Genomic DNA, 17652 nt, shown 5'->3' on the forward strand with positions numbered 1-17652 from the left:
GAAGCGCCGGGGCGTGCGGGGACTCCTCCCGGGCGGGACCATGGCCGTCGCAGGAGAAGAGCTCATGGCCGTCGCAGGAGGAGAGCCCATGACGGACACATCACCGAGGACCGATGTCGATGCCCGCTACAGCAGCCCGGGCGCCGCCGCGACCCCCTGGCCCGAGGCGGTGGAGCGGCTGGCCGCGGCCGAGCTGTACTGGCTGTCGACGGTGCGGCCGGACGGCCGCCCGCACGTGACCCCGCTGCTGGGCGTCTGGCGGGACGGGGCGCTGCACTTCGCCACGGGGGCCGGCGAGCGCAAGGCCCTGAACCTGGCGGAGAACCCGTACGTCGTCCTCACCACCGGCGTGAACACCTGGGCCGAGGGCTGCGACCTCGTCGTCGAGGGCGAGGCGGTGCGCGTGACCGACGTCGCCCGGCTGCGGGAACTCGCCGGGGCATGGGAGGGGAAGTACGGCGCCGCGTGGCGTTTCGAGGTGCGCGAGGACGGCGCGTTCCAGGACAAGTACGGTCCCGCGTTCGTCTTCGCCGTGGCGCCGCGCACCGCGTTCGGATTCGGCAAGGGGGAGCCGTTCAGCCAGACGCGCTGGCGTTTCGCCTGACGTGCGGCGGGGCGGGGAGGGGGTCCGGCGGCACGGGTGCGCCGAAGGGACGACGAAGCGGGCAGTTCACCAGGTCTTCACCCCCCGGGTCGAGTGCCGTGAGGCGGTCGAATGCTGGCGTGTACATGCTCTGTTCGCACTGTCATCCTCAACTGTCACCTCATCCCCCACCGGAGGTCTCAAGTGTCCGACAGAACCGTGTACCGCCGCCGCCGTGCCGTCGTGGCGTCCGCCCTCGCCTTCACCGCGGCCGCGGTGGGGCTGTGGACCGGGCTCGGCGGCTCCACCACCGCACACGCCGCGGCCGGGGTCCCGACCCCGGACCACGTGGTCGTCGTGGTCTTCGAGAACCACGCGTACAGCCAGGTGATCGGCTCCTCCAGCGCCCCGTACATCAACTCGCTCAAGGCAGGGGGCGCCAACCTCTCCCAGTCCTACGCCGAGACGCACCCGAGCCAGCCCAACTACTACGCCCTGTTCTCCGGCTCCACCCAGGGCGTCACGGACGACAGCTGCGTCCGGCCCGGCTTCTCCTCCGCGCCGAACCTCGCCTCCGAGCTGATCGCCGCGGGCAGGACCTGGGCGAGCTACAACGAGACGCTGCCCAGCCAGGGCTCCACGACGTGCAGCAGCGGCAAGTACGCGCAGAAGCACAACCCGTGGTTCGGCTTCAGCAACGTGCCGACGTCGAGCGCGAAGACCTTCGCGCAGTTCCCGACCGACTACACGACGCTGCCGCAGGTCTCCTTCGTCGTCCCGAACCTGTGCAGCGACATGCACGACTGCTCGGTGTCCTCCGGCGACACCTGGCTGAAGAGCAACCTGGGCGCCTACGCCACCTGGGCCAAGACCCACAACAGCCTGCTCGTCGTCACCTTCGACGAGGACAACCGGCTCAGCGGCAACAAGATCCCCACGGTGCTCTACGGCCAGCAGGTGACGGCGGGATCCTCGTCCACCACCACCTACAACCACTACGACCTGCTGCGCACCCTGGAGGACATGCACGGCCTGCCGCACGCCGGCAACGCCGCCTCCGGCAAGGACATCACCGGCATCTGGACGTCCTGAGATGTACGTGGCGGACAGCCGCGCCGGTGCGCGTACGGCGTCCGCGGAAGGCGTCGCCCGGCCCCGTGCCGGGCGGCGCCGCGCCGCGGTCGCGCCCACGGTGCTGGCGCTCGGCACGGTCAGTCTGATCACCGACGTCTCGTCCGAGATGGTCACCGCGGTGCTCCCGCTGTACCTGGTGGCGGGCCTCGGCCTGTCCCCGCTGGGTTTCGGCCTGCTGGACGGCATCTACAACGGCTTCTCGGCGCTCGTCCGGCTGGTCGGGGGCCACCTGGCCGACCGCGGCGGCGGCCGCCACAAGTGGGTGGCGGGCTTCGGCTACGGGCTCTCGGCGGCCTGCAAACCCCTGCTCCTGCTGGCGCACTCGCTGACCCCGATCGGCCTCGTCCTGGCCGCCGACCGCACCGGCAAGGGCCTGCGCACCGCACCGCGCGACGCACTGATCTCCCTGTCGAGCACCCCCGCGACGCGTGGCCGCGCCTTCGGCGTGCACCGGGCCATGGACACGGCGGGCGCGCTGCTGGGCCCGCTGGTCGCCTTCCTGATCCTGCGGGCGACGGTGGACGGGTACGACGCGGTGTTCACGGTGAGCTTCTGCGTGGCGGTGGTGGGCGTACTGGTGCTGGTGCTGTTCGTGCCGGGAGACACCCGCACGAAGGCCGGGGCGCGGCCCCCGCGGTCCACGGAAGCGACGCGGCCCGCGGGGTCGGCGGAGGCGACGCAGTCCGCGCATTCCAGGGAGACGACCGAGTTCGAGCCGCCGCCCACCGGGGAGAACCCCGCCGGTACGACCGCACCTCCCACCCTCCGCGCGGCCCTGTCCCTGCTCGCCACCCCGGCCGTACGCCGCATCAGCCTCTGCTCCCTGCTGCTGGGTCTCGCGACGGTCAGCGACGCCTTCGTCTTCCTGCTCCTCCAGCGGCGCCTGGGCGTACCGGACCGCTGGTTCGCGCTGCTCCCCCTCGGAACGGCGGCCGCGTTCCTCCTCCTGGCCGTCCCGCTGGGCCGCCTCGCCGACCGGATCGGCAGCCGGCGGCTGTTCCTGGCCGGGCACGGCGCCCTGCTGCTCGTGTACGCCCTGCTGCTCTCGGCCTGGCACGGGACGGCGCTGCCGTACGTGGTCCTGCTCCTGCACGGCGGCTTCTACGCGGCCACCGACGGCGTGCTGATGGCCGCGGCCTCGGAGAGCGTGCCGGAGGAACTGCGCTCGTCCGGGCTGGCCCTCGTCCAGACCGGCCAGGCGCTGGCCCGCTTCGTCTGCTCGCTCGGCTTCGGCGCCGCCTGGACGGCCTGGGGCGACCGTACGGCGCTCACCGGGTCGGCCGTGCTGCTCGCGCTCGGGGTCCTGGTCTCGCTCGCCCTGCGCCCCACCCCTTCGGAAGGCCCCGCATGACCCTCCGTACGCGTCTCCTGGTGCTGGTCTCGGCTCTCGTCGTCCTGGCGGGTGTCGGCACGGCGTCCGTCCTGCACGCCTCGGCCCGCGCCGACCGCCGCGACCACGCCGTAGCCGGTGGCCCGAAGATCACCGCCGGTACGGTGGCGCTCACCACGCGAGGCCGCATGATCTTCCGGAACATGGCGTGGGGCCCGCACCGCGACGAACTGACGTCCGTCCCGGCGTCGGACCCGTCGGGCCCGAGGACGGCCTCGAAGGTGAAGTGCCTGCGCTTCTACGCGGCCGGGGGTACGGGGGTCTGTCTGCAGTCGCTGCACGGCCCGGTCCAGGACACCTACCGGGCCGTCATCCTCGACTCACGGCTCCGGGTGACGGCGCGCTACGACGTCCCCGGCATCCCGTCCCGCGCCCGTGTCTCCCCCAGCGGCCGCTACGCCGCCTGGACCGCGTTCGTGGGCGGCGACTCGTACGCGGGCACGAACTTCTCGACCCGCACGGCGGTCGTAGACACCCGGACGGGACGGCTGACCCCCTCCCTGGAGGCGTTCCGCGTCGTGAAGGACGGCAGGACCTACCACGCGGCGGACGTCAACTTCTGGGGTGTCACCTTCGCCGCCGACGACCGCACGTTCTACGCGACGCTCGCCACCGGCGGCAGGACGTACCTGGTCCGGGGCGACCTGCGCGCCCGCACCCTGACCACCCTCCACCCGAACGTCGAGTGCCCGTCGCTCTCCCCCGACGGCACCCGCGTCGCCTACAAGAAGCGGGTGAAGGGCCTCCCGAAGGACGCCCCCTGGCACCTGTACGTCCTGAACCTCCACACCCTGCGCGAAACCCCTCTCGCCGAGCCCCGCAGCGTCGACGACCAGGCCGTCTGGCGCGACGACCACACCCTCGTCTACGCCCTCCCCGGGGACTACGGAGCCGACCTGTACACCGTCCCGTCCGACGGCACGGGAAAGCCGCGGCGCATCAGCACCGCGGCGGTGTCTCCGGCGTACGTGAACCGGCCGTCGTCGGAATGAGCCGCACGAAACCGTCCGCCGCCCGGCGTCGGACGGTCCGCCAGGTGACGTGGCGGGCGGCCGGTCCCGTTCGGTTCGTGGACATGCCCTCGCTCTGACCCACGGGTCACCACGGCCCACGCACTTAGGCATGAAGCCCCCGAACCGCGATCAGGAAAGCGGTGCTTCCTCCCGTCTCACCGTGGATAGTGTTCCGAACCGTTGTCACTCCGGGGGGACATGACCTTGACCAAGCACCTGAGAGCCGCTCTCACCGCCGCGCTCGCCGCCACGCTGTCGGTCTCGGTCACCGCCTGCGGCGCGTCGTCCGCGCCGCACGTCGCGGCGGCCGGCACGACCGGCTCGAAGACCGTCGAGGCGCGCCGCTCCGCGGATCCCGAGCCGGTCGCCGCCGTCATGCCCGACGTCGTCGGCGGCAATGCGGGGCGTGCGCGGGAGCAGATGAGCTCCTCGATCGACATGATCTTCGAGGACGCGAGCGGACAGGGCCGGTCCGTGGACGACCCGGCCGCGTGGAAGATCTGCAGCTCCCGGCCCGGACCGAACCGGCAGATCACCGATCTCCCCGTGGTCTTCGGTGTGGTGAGAGTCTCCGAGAGCTGCGACACGGTGCCGAAGTGACGTCTGCTTTTATCACTGCGTGACGCGTACTGATGAGGTGGCCGACGGCGGAGCGGGACGAAGGGGACTGGCCGTGGTCTTCGGCGGAGCTTCCGTCGTGTGCTGGTTCTGCTGCCCCTTCTGGATGATCGTGTGGCCGCTCGCCCTGCCCATCGGTCTCACCGGCGTCGTCCGCGGACTCATCGAGTACCGGATCGCCTCCCGGCTGGGCGTCAGCCGCACCCAGCCCCTGACCGGGCTGGTCCTCGGGACGATGGGGACGGCGGCGGCGGCCGCGTACATGATCTTCGTGTTCACACATCAGGACCTGCCGGTTCAGGACTAGGGCGTGTTGCGAAAGTCCCGTCGTCCGCCCGGAGGGCGGGCCTCGCGGCGTCTGGTGCGTGCTCTCGGCGTGCCGGGCGGAAGCCCGCGTACTGGACGTACCCGGGTTTTCGCCCGGTGCGGCGAGAGGGCGTGCCAGGCGCCGCGAGGCAGGCGGGACTTTCGCAACACGACCTAGGGCCTGTCCTCCCCCTGGCCGGGTCGGTCCGTGCGCTGCCGGGGTTCGGACTGACCGGTGCCGCTCCCCAGGAGGGCCGTGCGCGCGGCCTCCAGCAGTTCTTCGGAGAGCGTGTCGCCCCGGGTGGCGCGGGCGAGGACCAGGGCACCGACCATCGTGCAGAGCTGCGCCATGCCGTCGTCGTCGCCGGTGGCCAGCCGCGCGGCGCGGTTGCGCACGCCGTTCCTGTAGATGTGGCGCACGTCGGCCGCCTGCTCGGGTTCACGCCCCAGGTCGGCGGCGAATCCGGAGACGGGACAGCCGTCCCCGCTGTGGTCGCGGTGCCAGACCGAGAGATAGTCCTCGATCAGCTTCCGGCGGCCTTCCTCGTGCTCCCCGGCCTGCCCCTCCGCGGGCTTCCCGGCCTGCCCCTCGGGCGTCACCCCCGAGTGTGGCGCCTGCTCCTCGAAGGCGTGCGTGATGGCCTCGCCGATCAGGTCCTCCTTGGAGGCGAACTGCTTGTGGAACCCGCCGTGGGTGAGCCCAGCGGACTTCATCAGGTCGGCGATGCTGACCGCGGTGCCCTTCTCACGGAACATCCGGGAGGCGGTGGCTACGACGCGCTGCCGGTTCTCCTCTGCCTGCGCCCGGGACACGCGACCCACGGAATCACTCTCCTCAGTAGATGTGGCTTGCCATCTATCCTACCCTCCGTTTAGATTACTAGCGACATCTATTTGCGCAGTGGGATCAACCGGCAGGCCGGCAGGACCACGCGCCGACTCCCAGCGTCCGGGCCGACGACCCGAGCCACGCGCCTCGCGCCCCGCCATCGCAGAGCCACCGAAAAGCACTGGAGACCCCCTGTGGCATCACCACCCACCCCCACCGAGTCCTCCACGCCCGCGGCGTCCACGCCACCCGCGCCGTCCGCCCGGCGACAGGGCGTTTCCGAGACGGTCCACCGGCGGCGCTGGGCCATCCTCACCGTGCTCTCGTTCAGCCTCCTGGTGGTGATGCTGGACAACTCGATCCTCAACGTGGCGATGAAGACCATCGCCCAGCCCGCTCCCGTCGGACTCGGCTCCAGCCAGAGCCAGTTGGAGTGGGCGGTCAACTCCTACACGCTGGTCTTCGCCGGACTGCTCTTCACCGCGGGCCTGCTGGGTGACCGGCTCGGCCGCAAGAAGGTGCTGCTCCTCGGCATGCTGGTGTTCGGCGCGGGATCCGTCCTGTCCGCGCTGTCGGACTCCTCCGGGCAGCTCATCGCCTTCCGCGCCGTGATGGGCTTCGGCGGCGCCTTCATCCTGCCCGCCACCCTCGCGATCATCATGAACGTCTTCGAGCGCGAGGAGCAGCCCAAGGCCATAGGCATCTGGACCGGTGTCGTCGGTTTCGCCATCGCCGCCGGCCCGATCACCGGCGGCATCCTGCTGGAGCACTTCTGGTGGGGCTCGGTCTTCCTGGTCAACGTGCCGATCGTGGTCGCCGCCATGGTCGCGATGGCCGCGATCGTCCCCGACTCCAAGGACCCCAGGCCCGGCAGGCTCGACCCGGTCGGCGTACTGCTGTCGATCGCCGGCCTGGCGCTGCTGGTCTACGGCATCATCAAGGGCGGTCAGCTGGGCGACTTCACCCGGCCCGAGGCCTGGGCGACGATCCTCGGCGGCCTCGCGGTCCTCGCCGGGTTCGTGGTGTACGAGGCCCGCAGCGACCATCCGGCCCTCGACGTCGGCTACTTCCGCAACCGACGCTTCTCCGCGTCCGTCGCCGCCATCGGCCTGGTCTTCTTCGCCCTGATGGGCGTCACGTTCTTCAGCGTCTTCTACAACCAGAGCGTGCGCGGCTACAACGTCCTGCAGTCCGGGCTGCTCGTGGTGCCGCTGGCCGTCTCCCAGATGTTCTTCGCCCCGCGGGCCCGGCTGGTCGTGGACCGCTTCGGTGCGCGAGCCGTGTGCTCCGGCGGCCTGGTCCTGACCGCCGTGGCCTTCGCCGGCTTCCTGCTGCTCGGCCAGGACACCCCCATCTGGGTCCTGGAGGTGCTGTTCTTCCTGATGGGCACGGGGATGGCACATGTGATGCCGCCCGCCACCGTCATGATCATGTCGTCGCTGCCACGGGAGAAGGCCGGCTCCGGATCCGCCGTCAACAACACCTTCCGGCAGGTCGGCGGGGCGATGGGGGTCGCCGTTCTGGGGTCACTGCTGTCCACCACCTACCGCAACGGCATCGACGGGCACCTGGGCGCACTGCCCGCCGCCGACCGGCACGCCGCGGGTGAATCCGTCCAGGCGACCCTGACCGTCGCCGAGAAGCTGGGACCGGCCGGCACGGCGCTGGTGCGGCCCGCGCACGACGCCTTCATCCATGCCATGCACGTCACCGCGATGGGGTCGGCTGCCGTCGCCCTGGCCGGCGCGGTCGTCGTACTGGTCTTCCTGCCGGGCAAGGACGCCCCCGCGGCCGCCGACGGTCATTCCCGGCGCCGGACCGCCTGAGCCCGACGGTGCTCACCAACCGTCCCCGCGGGACACCGGAGGCGAGCGCCTGCCGGGAAAGTCCCCGCGGTGCCGGCGCCGGCATCGACGCGGCGGCCGCCCTGCCGACAGCGGCGCCGACGCTCTGATCACACCTCGACACGAAGTCGTCAACTCACCCGACGCGCCTCCTCAGTTCAACGCGTCAACTCAACCCCACCCGACTCACCGCCCCAACGCACCACCTCAACGCACCACCTCACCTCAGATGTTGCATCACTCCGAAGGAGAACGACCGATGACTGCCGACAACCTTGTTCTCATACCCGGCGCCGGCGGCGTGGGCCGCGCGGTCTTCGAGCACTTGCGTGCTCAGGATGTGCCGGTGCGTTTCATGGTCCGCCACGACGACGAGCGTTCGGCTGAGCTGCGGGCGCTCGGCGCGGAGGTCGTCATCGGTGACCTCACCCGGCCCGAGACGGTAGCGGCCGCGCTGCGGGGCGTGGCGCGGATGTACTTCGCGATGCGCGTGTCGCCGGACCACCTGCTGGCCGCGACCGTGGTGGCCTCCGTCGCGAGGGAGTACGGAAGGCTGGACGCGCTGGTCGGTCTGTCGCAGATGACGGTGTCGCAGATGACCGCCACCAGCACGGAGGAGTCGCACCAGCAGCGGCTGCACTGGCTGGCGGAGCAGGTGCTGAACTGGTCCGGCCTGCCCGTGGTGCACATCCGGCCGACGGCGTTCCTGGACACCCCGCTGTTCACGACGATGGCGGCGCGGTCGATTCAGGCGAACGGCACGATCGCGCTGCCGTTCGGCACCGGACGCACCTCGCCGGTCGCGGTGGACGACGTCGCCCGGGTCGTCGCCACCGTGCTCCGCGACCCGGCTCCGCACATCGGGCGGGTCCACGAGCTGACCGGGCCGCGCTCGGTCGACATGCCGGAGCTGGCCGCGGAGTTCTCCCGGGCGCTGGGCCGTCCGGTGTCCTATGCGGACATGCCGCTGGACCGGTGGGAGGCCCAGCTCCCGAAGCTGGGGATGCCGCCGCACCTCCAGCAGCACGTCGCCACCATGGCCCGGTTGCACCGGGACAACCGCTACGACCGCACGACCGACGGTGTCGAGCGCGTCACGGGCGTCCCCGCCCGGTCGATCGAGGAGTTCGTCGCCGCCCGCAAGGACTTCTACCTGGGCTGAACGCCCCGGCGGGGGGCGGCCCCGTCGAGGCCCCGAGTACCTGCCTGCCACCGGGGAACCTCCTGCGGCACACGGGCCGGCCCCTCCGGGACAGCCACGGGGCCCTCGGTCATCGACCGGGGGCCCCGCGTACTGCATGCCAAGAAACGTCCCTGACCTGCGACTACAGCACCGGCAGGTTCTTCCGCAGCTCGAACGCCGTCACCTAGCTTCACCGCATCCTGCGGGCAGCACACCGCCAACTCACCCAGTCACCAGCCAGGTTGAAAATGGCTCCATGACTCTTCGGAGTCAACGGGCCCACGCATCCCTCCAGCTGATAACCCACCGACCCTGGCTGACGGGCGCCTACGGTTGCCGTTGCAAGCAGAATTGAGTGGCTGCGGCCGCCCCGCTGTCTTCCGTACCTGAGAGACCTTCAGATATGCATCGCGGGTAGAATCTGACCGGCGGAAGAGCGACCCATACCTAAGATTTGACACACCCGCCCCAAGGGGGAAGCTGGGTGGTGAGATGGCAGATGTCATTGGAGCGATTCGCGACAAGTGGACACAGTCGGTGCAGACGGCGGACTCCTCGGGCCAGCGCCAGACATTGAGCGGCCAACATTTGACGGTGTGGGGCAGCCCAGGAGTTCAATGGCGGATCCGTTTCCTGGCACCCCGAGATCGGCGCTTTCGCTGTGTGGGGGTTGATCCGGCAAAAATGGCTCAGCATCGGCAGGGAGCAATACGGCTACCCGCTGACTGACGAGTCACCTTGTCCCGACGGACATGGCCGCTTCCATCACTTCAGGGCGATGCAGCTGCAGGACAGGCCAGGAGCCTCGATCTACTGGACGCCGCAAATTGGCGCTGCAGCTGTGTACGGGGAATCCGCGCCTTCTGGGCTGAGCACAACTGGGAAAACAATCAGGTTGGTTTCCACTCGAGGATGAACACGATCGCATGGGCCGACCGGGGCGCGTGCAACGCTTCGAGCGAGAACTGATCGTTTGGACGCCACAAAGCGGAGCATCTTTCGGTGCCCTCTCCGACGGCAATGTCGTAGGACACCCTGCCCAGTGGCGTAGAAGACTTCATCAACGACACACTGAAGGAAGCAGCAACAGAGCCCGGAAAGGCGGCAGCAGCAGGCGTGGTGCGGTCACACTGCGCATGGATGGAGACCCGGCCACTGCATGAAATCGCCGGAGGATCGCATGACACAACCGACAGTTCCCTCAGGCGGCGCACCCGTGGACGTCGAAGGCGGGGCCCAGCTGCCGTTCTCCGAGCACGCGGCCATGGCCAGGGCGTATCCCGGCGGCAGGATGACCGTGGGCGCCATCACGCCCCTGGAGGGCTTCGACGGGCCCGTGCCGTCCCTCGCCGGGCACATCGAGCGGATCCAGCAGGCCGAGCGGGCCGGCTTCGCCTCGGTGTGGGTCCGTGACGTGCCGCTGCTGGACCCGAGCTTCGGGGACGCCGGGCAGGTCTTCGACCCATGGGTGTACCTGGGACAGCTCACCGCCCGCACCACCTCGATCACACTGGGGACCGCCAGCATCGTCATGCCGCTGCGGCATCCATTGCACACCGCCAAGGCGGCCGCCTCCGTGGACCAGCTGTCAGGCGGACGGCTCCTGCTCGGGGTGGCCACCGGGGACCGGCCCGTGGAGTTCCCGGCCTTCGGTCAGGACCTGGGCGGCCGGGCCGAGAGGTTCCGGCAGTCGCTGGAGTACTTCCGTCTCGTCCTCGAGCACCGTTTCCCGCACGTGGAGTCGCCGCTCGGCCAGATGCGCGGCACCGATCTGCTGCCCAAGCCGGTGTACCGGCGGATCCCCATACTGATGACGGGACACGGCAGGCAGGACGTCCGGTGGATCGCCGGCAACACGGACGGCTGGCTGTACTACACCCCGCCGCTCCAGCAGCAGGCCGAGAACATCGAGCGGTGGCGGGAGCTGACCCGCAGTGACGGCGATGGGTTCAAGCCCTACGCCCAGGCCACCTATCTGGACCTGGCCGAGGACCCGCTGGCCCTGCCCCGGCGCATCCACCAGGGCTTCTCGGTGGGCCGGGTGTCGTTCCTCGCGATGATGCGGGCCTGGCAGGACATCGGCATCGACCAGCTGATGATCAACTTCAAGCACAGCCGCCGCCCGGTCGCCGAAGTGATCGACGAACTGGCCGAGCACGTGCTGCCGCACTTCCCGCCCGGGCGCTCCGAGGCGCGCGGCGAGCCCCGGCGGTCCGCGGGGCGGACCGCGGGGGCTTGAGGGAGTGCGACCTCCGGCGCCCTGTGTGGCAGGGCCGGTTCACTCCAGGCCCGCCCCTGTGTGGCAGGGCCGGTTCACTCCAGGCCGGCCCCGGACGGCCGCTCCTGAGCGTAGTCACACGTGCCCTCCGCCCGGAACTGCAGGGCCGCCCGGGTCACCTCCGCGCCGAGGCCGCGCAATTGGTCCGCGACCGCCTGGTCGGTGAGGCGTCCGTCGCCATCGAAGACCCGGGAGGACCGCGGGACCGCGAACACCAGCGGCACCGCCCAGCCGCGCAGCGACCGGACGATGAACTCCATCGCATTGATCGCCTGCAGGCCCTGCACTCCACCGGCGGTCGCCAGCATCCCCACGGGTGTGTTGCTCAGGTAGGGCGGGTCGTGGTCGGCCAGGAGGGCGAGCCAGTCCACCGCGTTCTTGAACGCGCCGCTGACCGACCCGTGGTACGTCGGGCTGCTCCACAGCAGGGCGTCGGCGGCCTGCACGGTGTCCGCAAACCGGCGAGCGGACGGTGGGATCCCGTGCTCGGAGGTGTAGAACGGAAGATCCAGCCGCTTGAGGTCGATCACCTGGGTTTCGGCGCCCGCCTCGGCGGCTCCCTCGACCGCCACACACAGTGCGGTGAGGCTGGTCGACGGGGTGCGCAGCGAACCCCCCATTCCGACGACGAACGGGGGGCGCGCCATCCTGTCCACTCCTTCAGAGTATCTCCAGGGGAGTGGGCCCGCTGGGCGGCGGGAACGCCTCGTCGAGGGCGTCGAGCGCCTCGGCGGGAAGGTGGAGGTCCACCGCGCCGCGGATCTCCCGAACGTGGTCGGGTGATCCGGAACGAGGGATCGCGGCCGCCCCCTGTGCCAGCACCCAGGCGAGTGCCACCTGGACCGGCGTGGCTCCGAGGGCCCGGGCCACGGCACCCACAGCCTCGACCTTCAGCAGTCGCCCCTGCTCGATCGGGGAGCAGGCCATGACCGTCACCCCGGCCTCGCGGCACCAGGGGAGCAGATCCCACTCGACGCCGCGCCGGGAGAGGTTGTACAGCACCTGGTCGACGGCCACCGCGTCGCCGCCGGGAAGGGCGGTCAGCTCGGCCATGTCGGCGACGTCCAGATTGCTCACGCCCCAGTAACGGATCTTCTTCGTTTCTGGAAGAACCATCCACGGGCATCAAGCCGGTCGATCCGGGGTCAGCGCACCAGGCGAGGGTGGCTCTCACAGTACCTGTATCACCAGGGTCTCCTAGACGGCCAAAACGCCTGTCAACATGGACACGCACTGCGGCTTTATCCCCATCAGTTCAATTCAGCTGCCCCGAATGTGCGACCGTGTCGGCGCATTCCTCCACGACAGAAGGGACGGAGACCAATGGCGGACAACCAATTCACCACTCACACAGAACTTTTCGATCTGAGTGGGAAGTACGCCCTTGTCACTGGCGGCACCAGGGGCATTGGGATGATGATAGCGCGCGGCCTTCTCCAGGCGGGCGCCCGCGTCGTCATCAGCTCACGCAAGGCATACACGTGCGCGGAGGCACAGCATCTACTGTCCGAATTCGGCGACGTTCAAGCAATCCCCGCCGACCTGTCCAGGCACGACGAGTGTCAGCGCCTCGCTGATCTTGTTAAAGCCGACTCGGAACGCCTGGACATCCTGGTCAACAACGCGGGAGCGATGTGGCGCGAGCCGCTAGCGACGTTCCCGGACGAGGCCTGGGACGCAGTGATCGACCTCAACCTCAAGTCGCCGTTCTGGCTGGTGCAGGCGCTGCTCCCCGCACTTCGCAGGGCGGGCACCGCCGATGATCCCGCGCGGATCATTAACATCGGCAGTATCGGCGCCATCCACGTCGCCCAGTCGCCCAACTACTCGTACGTCAGCAGCAAAGCGGCACTCCATCAACTCACCAGAGTGCTTGCCAGAGAGCTGGGCCCACAGCACGTCACGGTGAACGCGGTGGCACCGGGAGTGTTCCCGTCGCAGATGATGGCGTCCACACTCGATGCCATCGGCGACACGATCGCGGCGGCGGCCCCTCTGCGCCGGCTCGGGCGCGACGACGACATGGCGGGTATCGCCGTGTTTCTCGCTAGCCGGGCCGGGTCCTACCTCACGGGCACCATCATCCCGGTAGACGGCGGCATCGCGACGACCGCATCGGGTACCCCTTAACTGCGGGACGGGCTTACGGTGAGGGGATGGCCACGATGGATCTACGCACCGAGATCCGGGGGTTTCTCAGCTCGCGTCGCGCCCGCATCGCACCCGAGCAGGCGGGCCTGCCCGCTTACGGCGGCAACCGTCGGGTCAAAGGTCTGCGCCGCTAGGAGGTAGCGCTCCTGGCGGGGGTATCGGTCGACTACTACGTGCGCATGGAGCGCGGCGGCCTCGCCGGTGCCTCCGATGGCGTGCTCGACGCGTTGGCCTCCGCCTTGCAACTCGACGAGGCCGAGCGCGACCACCTGTTGCACCTCGCGCGCCAGTCCAGGGCGCCCAGCGGCCCACGCCGGCGTAGGCCCGCCGTGACGGTGCGCTCGACCCTGCAGCAGGTGCTCGACGCGATCTCCGGTGCGCCGGCCTGGATCGGTAACGGCCGTTATGACGTGCTCGCCATGAATCAACTCGCTCGCGCGCTGTATTCACCGGTGCTGGCCGGCCCGCGACGTCCCGCGAACACAGCGCGGTTCGTCTATCTGAACCCCGAGGCGGCCAGCGATTTCTTTGTCGACTACGACCAAATTACCGGTGACGCGGCCGCGAAGCTACGCATGGAAGCCGGCCGCAATCCGCACGACGAGGAGCTGATCGCCCTAGTCGGCGAACTGTCAACGTGCAGTGAGCTATTTCGGCAGCGCTGGGCATCTCAGGACGTGCGGCTGCACCGGTCCGGCCGCAAGCGTGTGCGCCATCCGATCGTGGGCCGGCTCGACTTGGACGTCGAGTCGCTGGAACTGCCCGCCGAACCCGGCCTGCACCTCAACGTCTACACCGCACCCGCGGGCACACCGGCCGCTGACAATTTGGCGCTCCTGGCGTCGTGGGCGGCCACCCAACAGACGCTGGCGACCGAGCTCGAAGCACACAACGGATAGTCCAACCCCTTCAGCCGTACTTTAGAAGGCGCTTGGCGAGATCAACGGTGCACGCTCTCTGACCTCGCGTTCTTCGGCTGACGACTGCGGACGTGCGGCGGCTTCGACACGCATTCGGCAGAGAGGCGGGCAACGCGGGTCGGCTGAAGCCGTACGCCCGGGGTATCCGCCTGAACATGCTTGCTCTGATTGCCTACCGCTCGTACCACGGCGCAACGACCTTGTGGGCCTTCGTCGTTGCCATCCTCATCGTGCTGGTGGCCGGTTGGTACGTCCGACGCCGAAAGTAGGCGCGACACCCGTAGACCTGCTTCCCCGGGTCCGGCCCCGCAGACCGCTATGGACGGCTGATCGGGATCTCGCAGACGATCTCGCAGTGAGCGGCGGGCACCACGATGTCCGCAGTCCCCACGGGCCGCCCCTCTTGTCACACACATTCGGCGGACGTCCTACAGCGACGAGCCGGGGCCAGTGACGTGCGAGTCCGGAGAACCCTGCTGAGGCCCGGGCCCAGCCGCACACGAGTGGGCGGCCCGGTTGTTGCGGAGACAGGGGCTTCCGTTTCGACCGGCGGAGGCGCAGGTTCCGATTACCCCGCGGCGGCGCCTTTCGAGGCGTGGGCCCGCCAGTTCCGGGATGGCGGGCCGCGCGGGGGCCAACTGCCTTGTCGTGGCGCATCAGCTGCGTGGGCCGAGCTAACGGCGGGCTGCTGGCTGGGTCGCCTCAGCCCCGTTCATGGTCGTGCACGGCGGTCGAGATACAGGCGGCCGACCACTGCTCCCAGGTGGATGACTACGCCCACCGCCACCAGCCAGGACAAGATGATCATGACGATGCCGATGGGGCCGTACTTCTGCTGGTTGGCCACGATTGCCGAGGAGAAGTAGCGGGAGGAGAAGACTCCCAGGCCTGTCCAGCAGGCACCGGTGACCAGGGCTGCCGGAAAGAGGGCGGGCCATCGCACGGCTCCAGCCAGCAGTGTGCGCATGCTCCACCACCAGAACAACGTCGCGAAGGCGAAGCCGACCAGGCTCTGCAGTACTGGCCCGCCGAGTGTTCTGCCCACGGCCGCCTGCGCTGCACCGTATGTGAGCAGTGCCGCGAGCCAGTACAGCTGTGTACGGACGTCCCGCCAGCCTCGGGCCGGGACGTCGAAAACAGTCTGGTACCAGCCCTGAAGGACGCTGGCGACAGCCACAGCCCCGAGGACCAGCAGGAAGGCGCTCGGCACCGTGAGTGTGCCTTGCCCCTGACCGGGCGTAAACAGGGACGCCACGGCTTGCGCGGCTGGTCGGTCCAGCCCCAGCCAGCCGGCGACCACAGCGGCGGCGTCGCGGCCCACAGCCGCAGTGATGACGATGAGGAAGGGGAAGAAGCACAGGAATGCCAGGGCGGCCAGTTGGAACGAGTGACCGAAAAAGTCGATCGCGGTGAGCTGACTCCACAGCGTGCCCGCCACGCCTGTTCGTAGTCGCTGGGCTGCCGTCCAGCGGCTGCGGTCCATGCGCATCCGGTTCAAGAACCTGCGCCGGCGTTCCCCGGGTCGGCCGGGGGTCCTGTTGTGACCCGTCATGGAACGAAGCCCTCAGGCAGCCGGGGTTTTGCGGAGCCGGTCTGTCGGCAGGTGCCGGGTGGACGGGAAGCCGGCGAGCGCGATGCCGGCGGTGGCGAGGACGGCGGCTTTGAGGCTGCCGAGCTGCGCCTCGGCGTATTCGGCCACGAGGGCGTCGGCCTCGGGCTTGCCAAGGCCCGCACGCTCCGCCGCGGCTCGTACCTGGTCGGTGCCGACGAAGCTGACGCCCGCTTCGATGGTGATGCCGACCTGTTGACGTGCCGCGTTGGAGATCTCCGGGTTGTCCTCGATCCGTGTAGTGAACACGTGCACCAGTGCCCCGATGAGCAGCGAGCCGATGAGGGCGGTTCCGAGGGAGGACCCCAGGTTCTGAGCCGTGTACTGGAGACCGCCGACCTCGCTGCGTTCCGATTCGCCGACGCTCGATTGGACGACGTTGCCGAGCTGGGAGGCGAGCAGGCCCATACCCGTGCCGAGCAAGGCCATCGCCCATGCGAAGGAAAGATCGTCGAGGGATGGAGTGATGGTGGCCAGCAACCAGAGAATCGCCGCGACGAGAATCAGCAGAGCCGTACGGACCACCGTGCGGGGGGAGGCGATCCGGCCGAGCAGGGGGCCGCTCATGGAGACCACGAGCATGCTGATCGACACCGGTAGCAGCCGCAGCCCGGTCTCGAAGGCACTGAGGCCCTGCACGATCTGGAGGTACAGAGGGATGACGAAGAACAGGCCCAGCAGGATGAGGTTCTGACTGAGCAACGCGGCAAGGCCGGCCCGTAGAGCGGGCACGCCGAACAGCGAGAAACGTACGAGGGGTTCATGCCTACGCGCCTCCTGCCGTCGCTCCCACAACCGGAACAGCCACAGCACGAAGGCCCCGGCAGCGATGACGAAGACGGTGAGGGAGAAGCCGAAGACGGTCACGGGGGAGTTGCGGGGGCGCAGCCAGCCCCAGCTGCTGCTTTGCAGGACGCCCAGCACCACCAGGGCCAGGCCGACGGAGGACAGCGCGGCTCCGACCTTGTCGAGGTGCGGTCGGGAGCCGCGGTGGGGCTGCTCCTCGATCCAGCGCATGCCCAAGAGGATGGCCGCCACCAGCACAACCTCGGCGGCGAAGACCAGACGCCAGGTGAGGTAGGTGGTCACCCAGCCACCGACCAAGGGTCCGACTGCGATGCCGGCTCCGGCCAGTCCGCCGATGACCCCGTAGGCGACGGCCCGGTCCCGGCCCCGGTAGGTCCCGGCCACGAGAGCGGCAAGCGCCGGAAGGACCAGCGCCGCGCCGAGCCCTTCGATCACGGACCAGCCCAGGATGAGCACCCACAGGGTCGGAGCCACAGCGGTGAGGGCGGAGCCCGTGGCGTACACGATCAGTCCGATGCCGAACACCTTGCGGCGTCCGAGCATGTCCCCGAGTTTCCCACCTGTGATCATGAGGGCTGCCATGACCAGGGTGTAGAGGGTGATGACGGCCTGAATCGCGGTGACCTCGGTGTCGAAGTCCTCGACCAACTGGCTGATCGAGACGTTCATGACCGAGGTGTCGAGCACCATCAGGAACTGGGCGGTACCGAGGATGATCAGGGCCCGCCATCGCCTCACCGCTTGCACCTCCAGAGGTTCCGTGTGCGTCACGGCTTGTGCGCGCGACCCCTCGGGTCACCATAAAGCAGGCATATCCGCGCTCTCGGTACATCCGTTGCTGAAAATGCGCTGCATCGATGGGACCGCCCTTGAGCTGTGGAGTTTGCTCCTGCGCGGCCTGTGTCGGTCGGTGCAGGATCTTCTCCTTGGCGCGTTGGAATTCCTCGTCCGTGAGGTCGCCCTTGGCCTTGGTCTCCGAGAGCCTCG

At 69.4% G+C, this 17652-nt stretch carries 17 protein-coding genes and 4 pseudogenes; 15 read left to right on the forward strand and 6 right to left on the reverse strand.

From position 1 onward, the window contains the following. Positions 1-88 precede the first annotated feature (88 nt). The 6 genes from OHB41_RS15585 to OHB41_RS15610 all read left to right on the forward strand — a co-directional run bounded on the left by OHB41_RS15585 (position 89) and on the right by OHB41_RS15610 (position 5045). Positions 89-604 (forward strand): pyridoxamine 5'-phosphate oxidase family protein, encoded by a 516-nt coding sequence (locus tag OHB41_RS15585; RefSeq protein WP_266698750.1) that lies wholly within the window; start codon positions 89-91, stop codon positions 602-604. A gap of 183 nt (positions 605-787) precedes the next feature. Further along, positions 788-1675: an alkaline phosphatase family protein gene (locus OHB41_RS15590; RefSeq protein ID WP_266698751.1), complete on the forward strand. Its 888-nt coding sequence runs from the start codon at positions 788-790 to the stop codon at positions 1673-1675. 1 nt (position 1676) lies between these two features. Further along, a complete protein-coding gene (locus OHB41_RS15595) occupies positions 1677-3068 on the forward strand; it encodes an MFS transporter (RefSeq protein WP_266698753.1) in 1392 nt (463 codons plus the stop codon). After that, positions 3065-4099 carry a TolB family protein gene (locus tag OHB41_RS15600; protein WP_266698755.1) on the forward strand — a complete coding sequence of 345 codons (1035 nt, stop codon included), beginning with the start codon at positions 3065-3067 and terminating at the stop codon, positions 4097-4099. Before OHB41_RS15595 ends, OHB41_RS15600 begins: the two co-directional genes overlap by 4 nt. A gap of 225 nt (positions 4100-4324) precedes the next feature. After that, entirely contained in the window at positions 4325-4720 is a 396-nt protein-coding gene (locus OHB41_RS15605; protein WP_266698756.1) for a hypothetical protein, read from the forward strand. Between the two features lie 19 nt (positions 4721-4739). Further along, entirely contained in the window at positions 4740-5045 is a 306-nt protein-coding gene (locus OHB41_RS15610; RefSeq protein WP_266698758.1) for a hypothetical protein, read from the forward strand. Between the two features lie 173 nt (positions 5046-5218). On the opposite strand, the gene OHB41_RS15615 is transcribed toward OHB41_RS15610, so the two are convergent. Next, positions 5219-5866, reverse strand: coding sequence for a TetR/AcrR family transcriptional regulator (locus OHB41_RS15615; protein WP_266698760.1), 648 nt, complete (start codon positions 5864-5866; stop codon positions 5219-5221). Positions 5867-6067: 201 nt separating this feature from the next. On the opposite strand from OHB41_RS15615, the gene OHB41_RS15620 reads away from it, so the two are divergent. The 6 genes and pseudogenes from OHB41_RS15620 to OHB41_RS15630 all read left to right on the forward strand — a co-directional run bounded on the left by OHB41_RS15620 (position 6068) and on the right by OHB41_RS15630 (position 11139). Then, positions 6068-7699, forward strand: coding sequence for an MFS transporter (locus tag OHB41_RS15620; protein ID WP_526024915.1), 1632 nt, complete (start codon positions 6068-6070; stop codon positions 7697-7699). Positions 7700-7976: 277 nt separating this feature from the next. Then, positions 7977-8879 carry an NAD(P)H-binding protein gene (locus OHB41_RS15625; RefSeq protein WP_266698762.1) on the forward strand — a complete coding sequence of 301 codons (903 nt, stop codon included), beginning with the start codon at positions 7977-7979 and terminating at the stop codon, positions 8877-8879. 631 nt (positions 8880-9510) lie between these two features. After that, positions 9511-9594, forward strand: a pseudogene (locus tag OHB41_RS52315) (hypothetical protein); the annotation flags it as partial. After that, entirely contained in the window at positions 9571-9816 is a 246-nt protein-coding gene (locus OHB41_RS52320) for a hypothetical protein (RefSeq protein ID WP_353962918.1), read from the forward strand. The pseudogene OHB41_RS52315 and the gene OHB41_RS52320, both read left to right, overlap by 24 nt. After that, positions 9779-10063 carry a hypothetical protein gene (locus tag OHB41_RS52325; RefSeq protein ID WP_353962919.1) on the forward strand — a complete coding sequence of 95 codons (285 nt, stop codon included), beginning with the start codon at positions 9779-9781 and terminating at the stop codon, positions 10061-10063. The genes OHB41_RS52320 and OHB41_RS52325 overlap by 38 nt, the downstream gene beginning before the upstream one ends. 17 nt (positions 10064-10080) lie before the next feature. Continuing rightward, positions 10081-11139, forward strand: coding sequence for an LLM class oxidoreductase (locus OHB41_RS15630; protein WP_266698763.1), 1059 nt, complete (start codon positions 10081-10083; stop codon positions 11137-11139). A gap of 74 nt (positions 11140-11213) precedes the next feature. On the opposite strand, the gene OHB41_RS15635 is transcribed toward OHB41_RS15630, so the two are convergent. Then, a complete protein-coding gene (locus OHB41_RS15635; RefSeq protein ID WP_266698765.1) occupies positions 11214-11825 on the reverse strand; it encodes an NADPH-dependent FMN reductase in 612 nt (203 codons plus the stop codon). A gap of 13 nt (positions 11826-11838) precedes the next feature. Beyond that, positions 11839-12288 (reverse strand): annotated as a pseudogene (locus OHB41_RS15640) (aldo/keto reductase); the annotation flags it as partial. A gap of 213 nt (positions 12289-12501) precedes the next feature. On the opposite strand from OHB41_RS15640, the gene OHB41_RS15645 reads away from it, so the two are divergent. The 3 genes and pseudogenes from OHB41_RS15645 to OHB41_RS15655 all read left to right on the forward strand — a co-directional run bounded on the left by OHB41_RS15645 (position 12502) and on the right by OHB41_RS15655 (position 14518). Beyond that, positions 12502-13308 carry an SDR family oxidoreductase gene (locus OHB41_RS15645; RefSeq protein ID WP_266698767.1) on the forward strand — a complete coding sequence of 269 codons (807 nt, stop codon included), beginning with the start codon at positions 12502-12504 and terminating at the stop codon, positions 13306-13308. A 35-nt stretch (positions 13309-13343) separates the two neighbouring features. After that, positions 13344-14228: pseudogene (locus tag OHB41_RS15650) on the forward strand (helix-turn-helix domain-containing protein). A gap of 176 nt (positions 14229-14404) precedes the next feature. Then, on the forward strand, positions 14405-14518 hold the full coding sequence (locus OHB41_RS15655; RefSeq protein WP_266698769.1) for an LPXTG cell wall anchor domain-containing protein: 114 nt from the start codon (positions 14405-14407) through the stop codon (positions 14516-14518). Positions 14519-14565: 47 nt separating this feature from the next. On the opposite strand, the pseudogene OHB41_RS15660 reads toward OHB41_RS15655, so the two are convergent. From OHB41_RS15660 to OHB41_RS15670, 3 genes and pseudogenes are all read right to left on the reverse strand, one after another. Further along, positions 14566-14652: pseudogene (locus OHB41_RS15660) on the reverse strand (GntR family transcriptional regulator); the annotation flags it as partial. Positions 14653-14961: 309 nt separating this feature from the next. After that, entirely contained in the window at positions 14962-15738 is a 777-nt protein-coding gene (locus OHB41_RS15665) for a YhjD/YihY/BrkB family envelope integrity protein (protein WP_266698771.1), read from the reverse strand. A 75-nt stretch (positions 15739-15813) separates the two neighbouring features. Next, on the reverse strand, positions 15814-17403 hold the full coding sequence (locus OHB41_RS15670) for an MFS transporter (protein ID WP_266698773.1): 1590 nt from the start codon (positions 17401-17403) through the stop codon (positions 15814-15816). Positions 17404-17652 lie beyond the last annotated feature (249 nt).

Source organism: Streptomyces sp. NBC_01571, assembly GCF_026339875.1.
Lineage (GTDB): Bacteria > Actinomycetota > Actinomycetes > Streptomycetales > Streptomycetaceae > Streptomyces.

What these genes read in the sequence shown, in the direction of transcription:
- OHB41_RS15585 (WP_266698750.1), top strand. Translation starts at nt 89, where the DNA reads ATGACGGACACATCACCGAGGACCGATGTCGATGCCCGCTACAGCAGC.
- OHB41_RS15595 (WP_266698753.1), top strand. Translation starts at nt 1,677, where the DNA reads ATGTACGTGGCGGACAGCCGCGCCGGTGCGCGTACGGCGTCCGCGGAA.
- OHB41_RS15600 (WP_266698755.1), top strand. Translation starts at nt 3,065, where the DNA reads ATGACCCTCCGTACGCGTCTCCTGGTGCTGGTCTCGGCTCTCGTCGTC.
- OHB41_RS15625 (WP_266698762.1), top strand. Translation starts at nt 7,977, where the DNA reads ATGACTGCCGACAACCTTGTTCTCATACCCGGCGCCGGCGGCGTGGGC.
- OHB41_RS15630 (WP_266698763.1), top strand. Translation starts at nt 10,081, where the DNA reads ATGACACAACCGACAGTTCCCTCAGGCGGCGCACCCGTGGACGTCGAA.
- OHB41_RS15635 (WP_266698765.1), bottom strand. Translation starts at nt 11,825, where the DNA reads ATGGCGCGCCCCCCGTTCGTCGTCGGAATGGGGGGTTCGCTGCGCACC.
- OHB41_RS15645 (WP_266698767.1), top strand. Translation starts at nt 12,502, where the DNA reads ATGGCGGACAACCAATTCACCACTCACACAGAACTTTTCGATCTGAGT.
- OHB41_RS15655 (WP_266698769.1), top strand. Translation starts at nt 14,405, where the DNA reads ATGCTTGCTCTGATTGCCTACCGCTCGTACCACGGCGCAACGACCTTG.
- OHB41_RS15665 (WP_266698771.1), bottom strand. Translation starts at nt 15,738, where the DNA reads ATGCGCATGGACCGCAGCCGCTGGACGGCAGCCCAGCGACTACGAACA.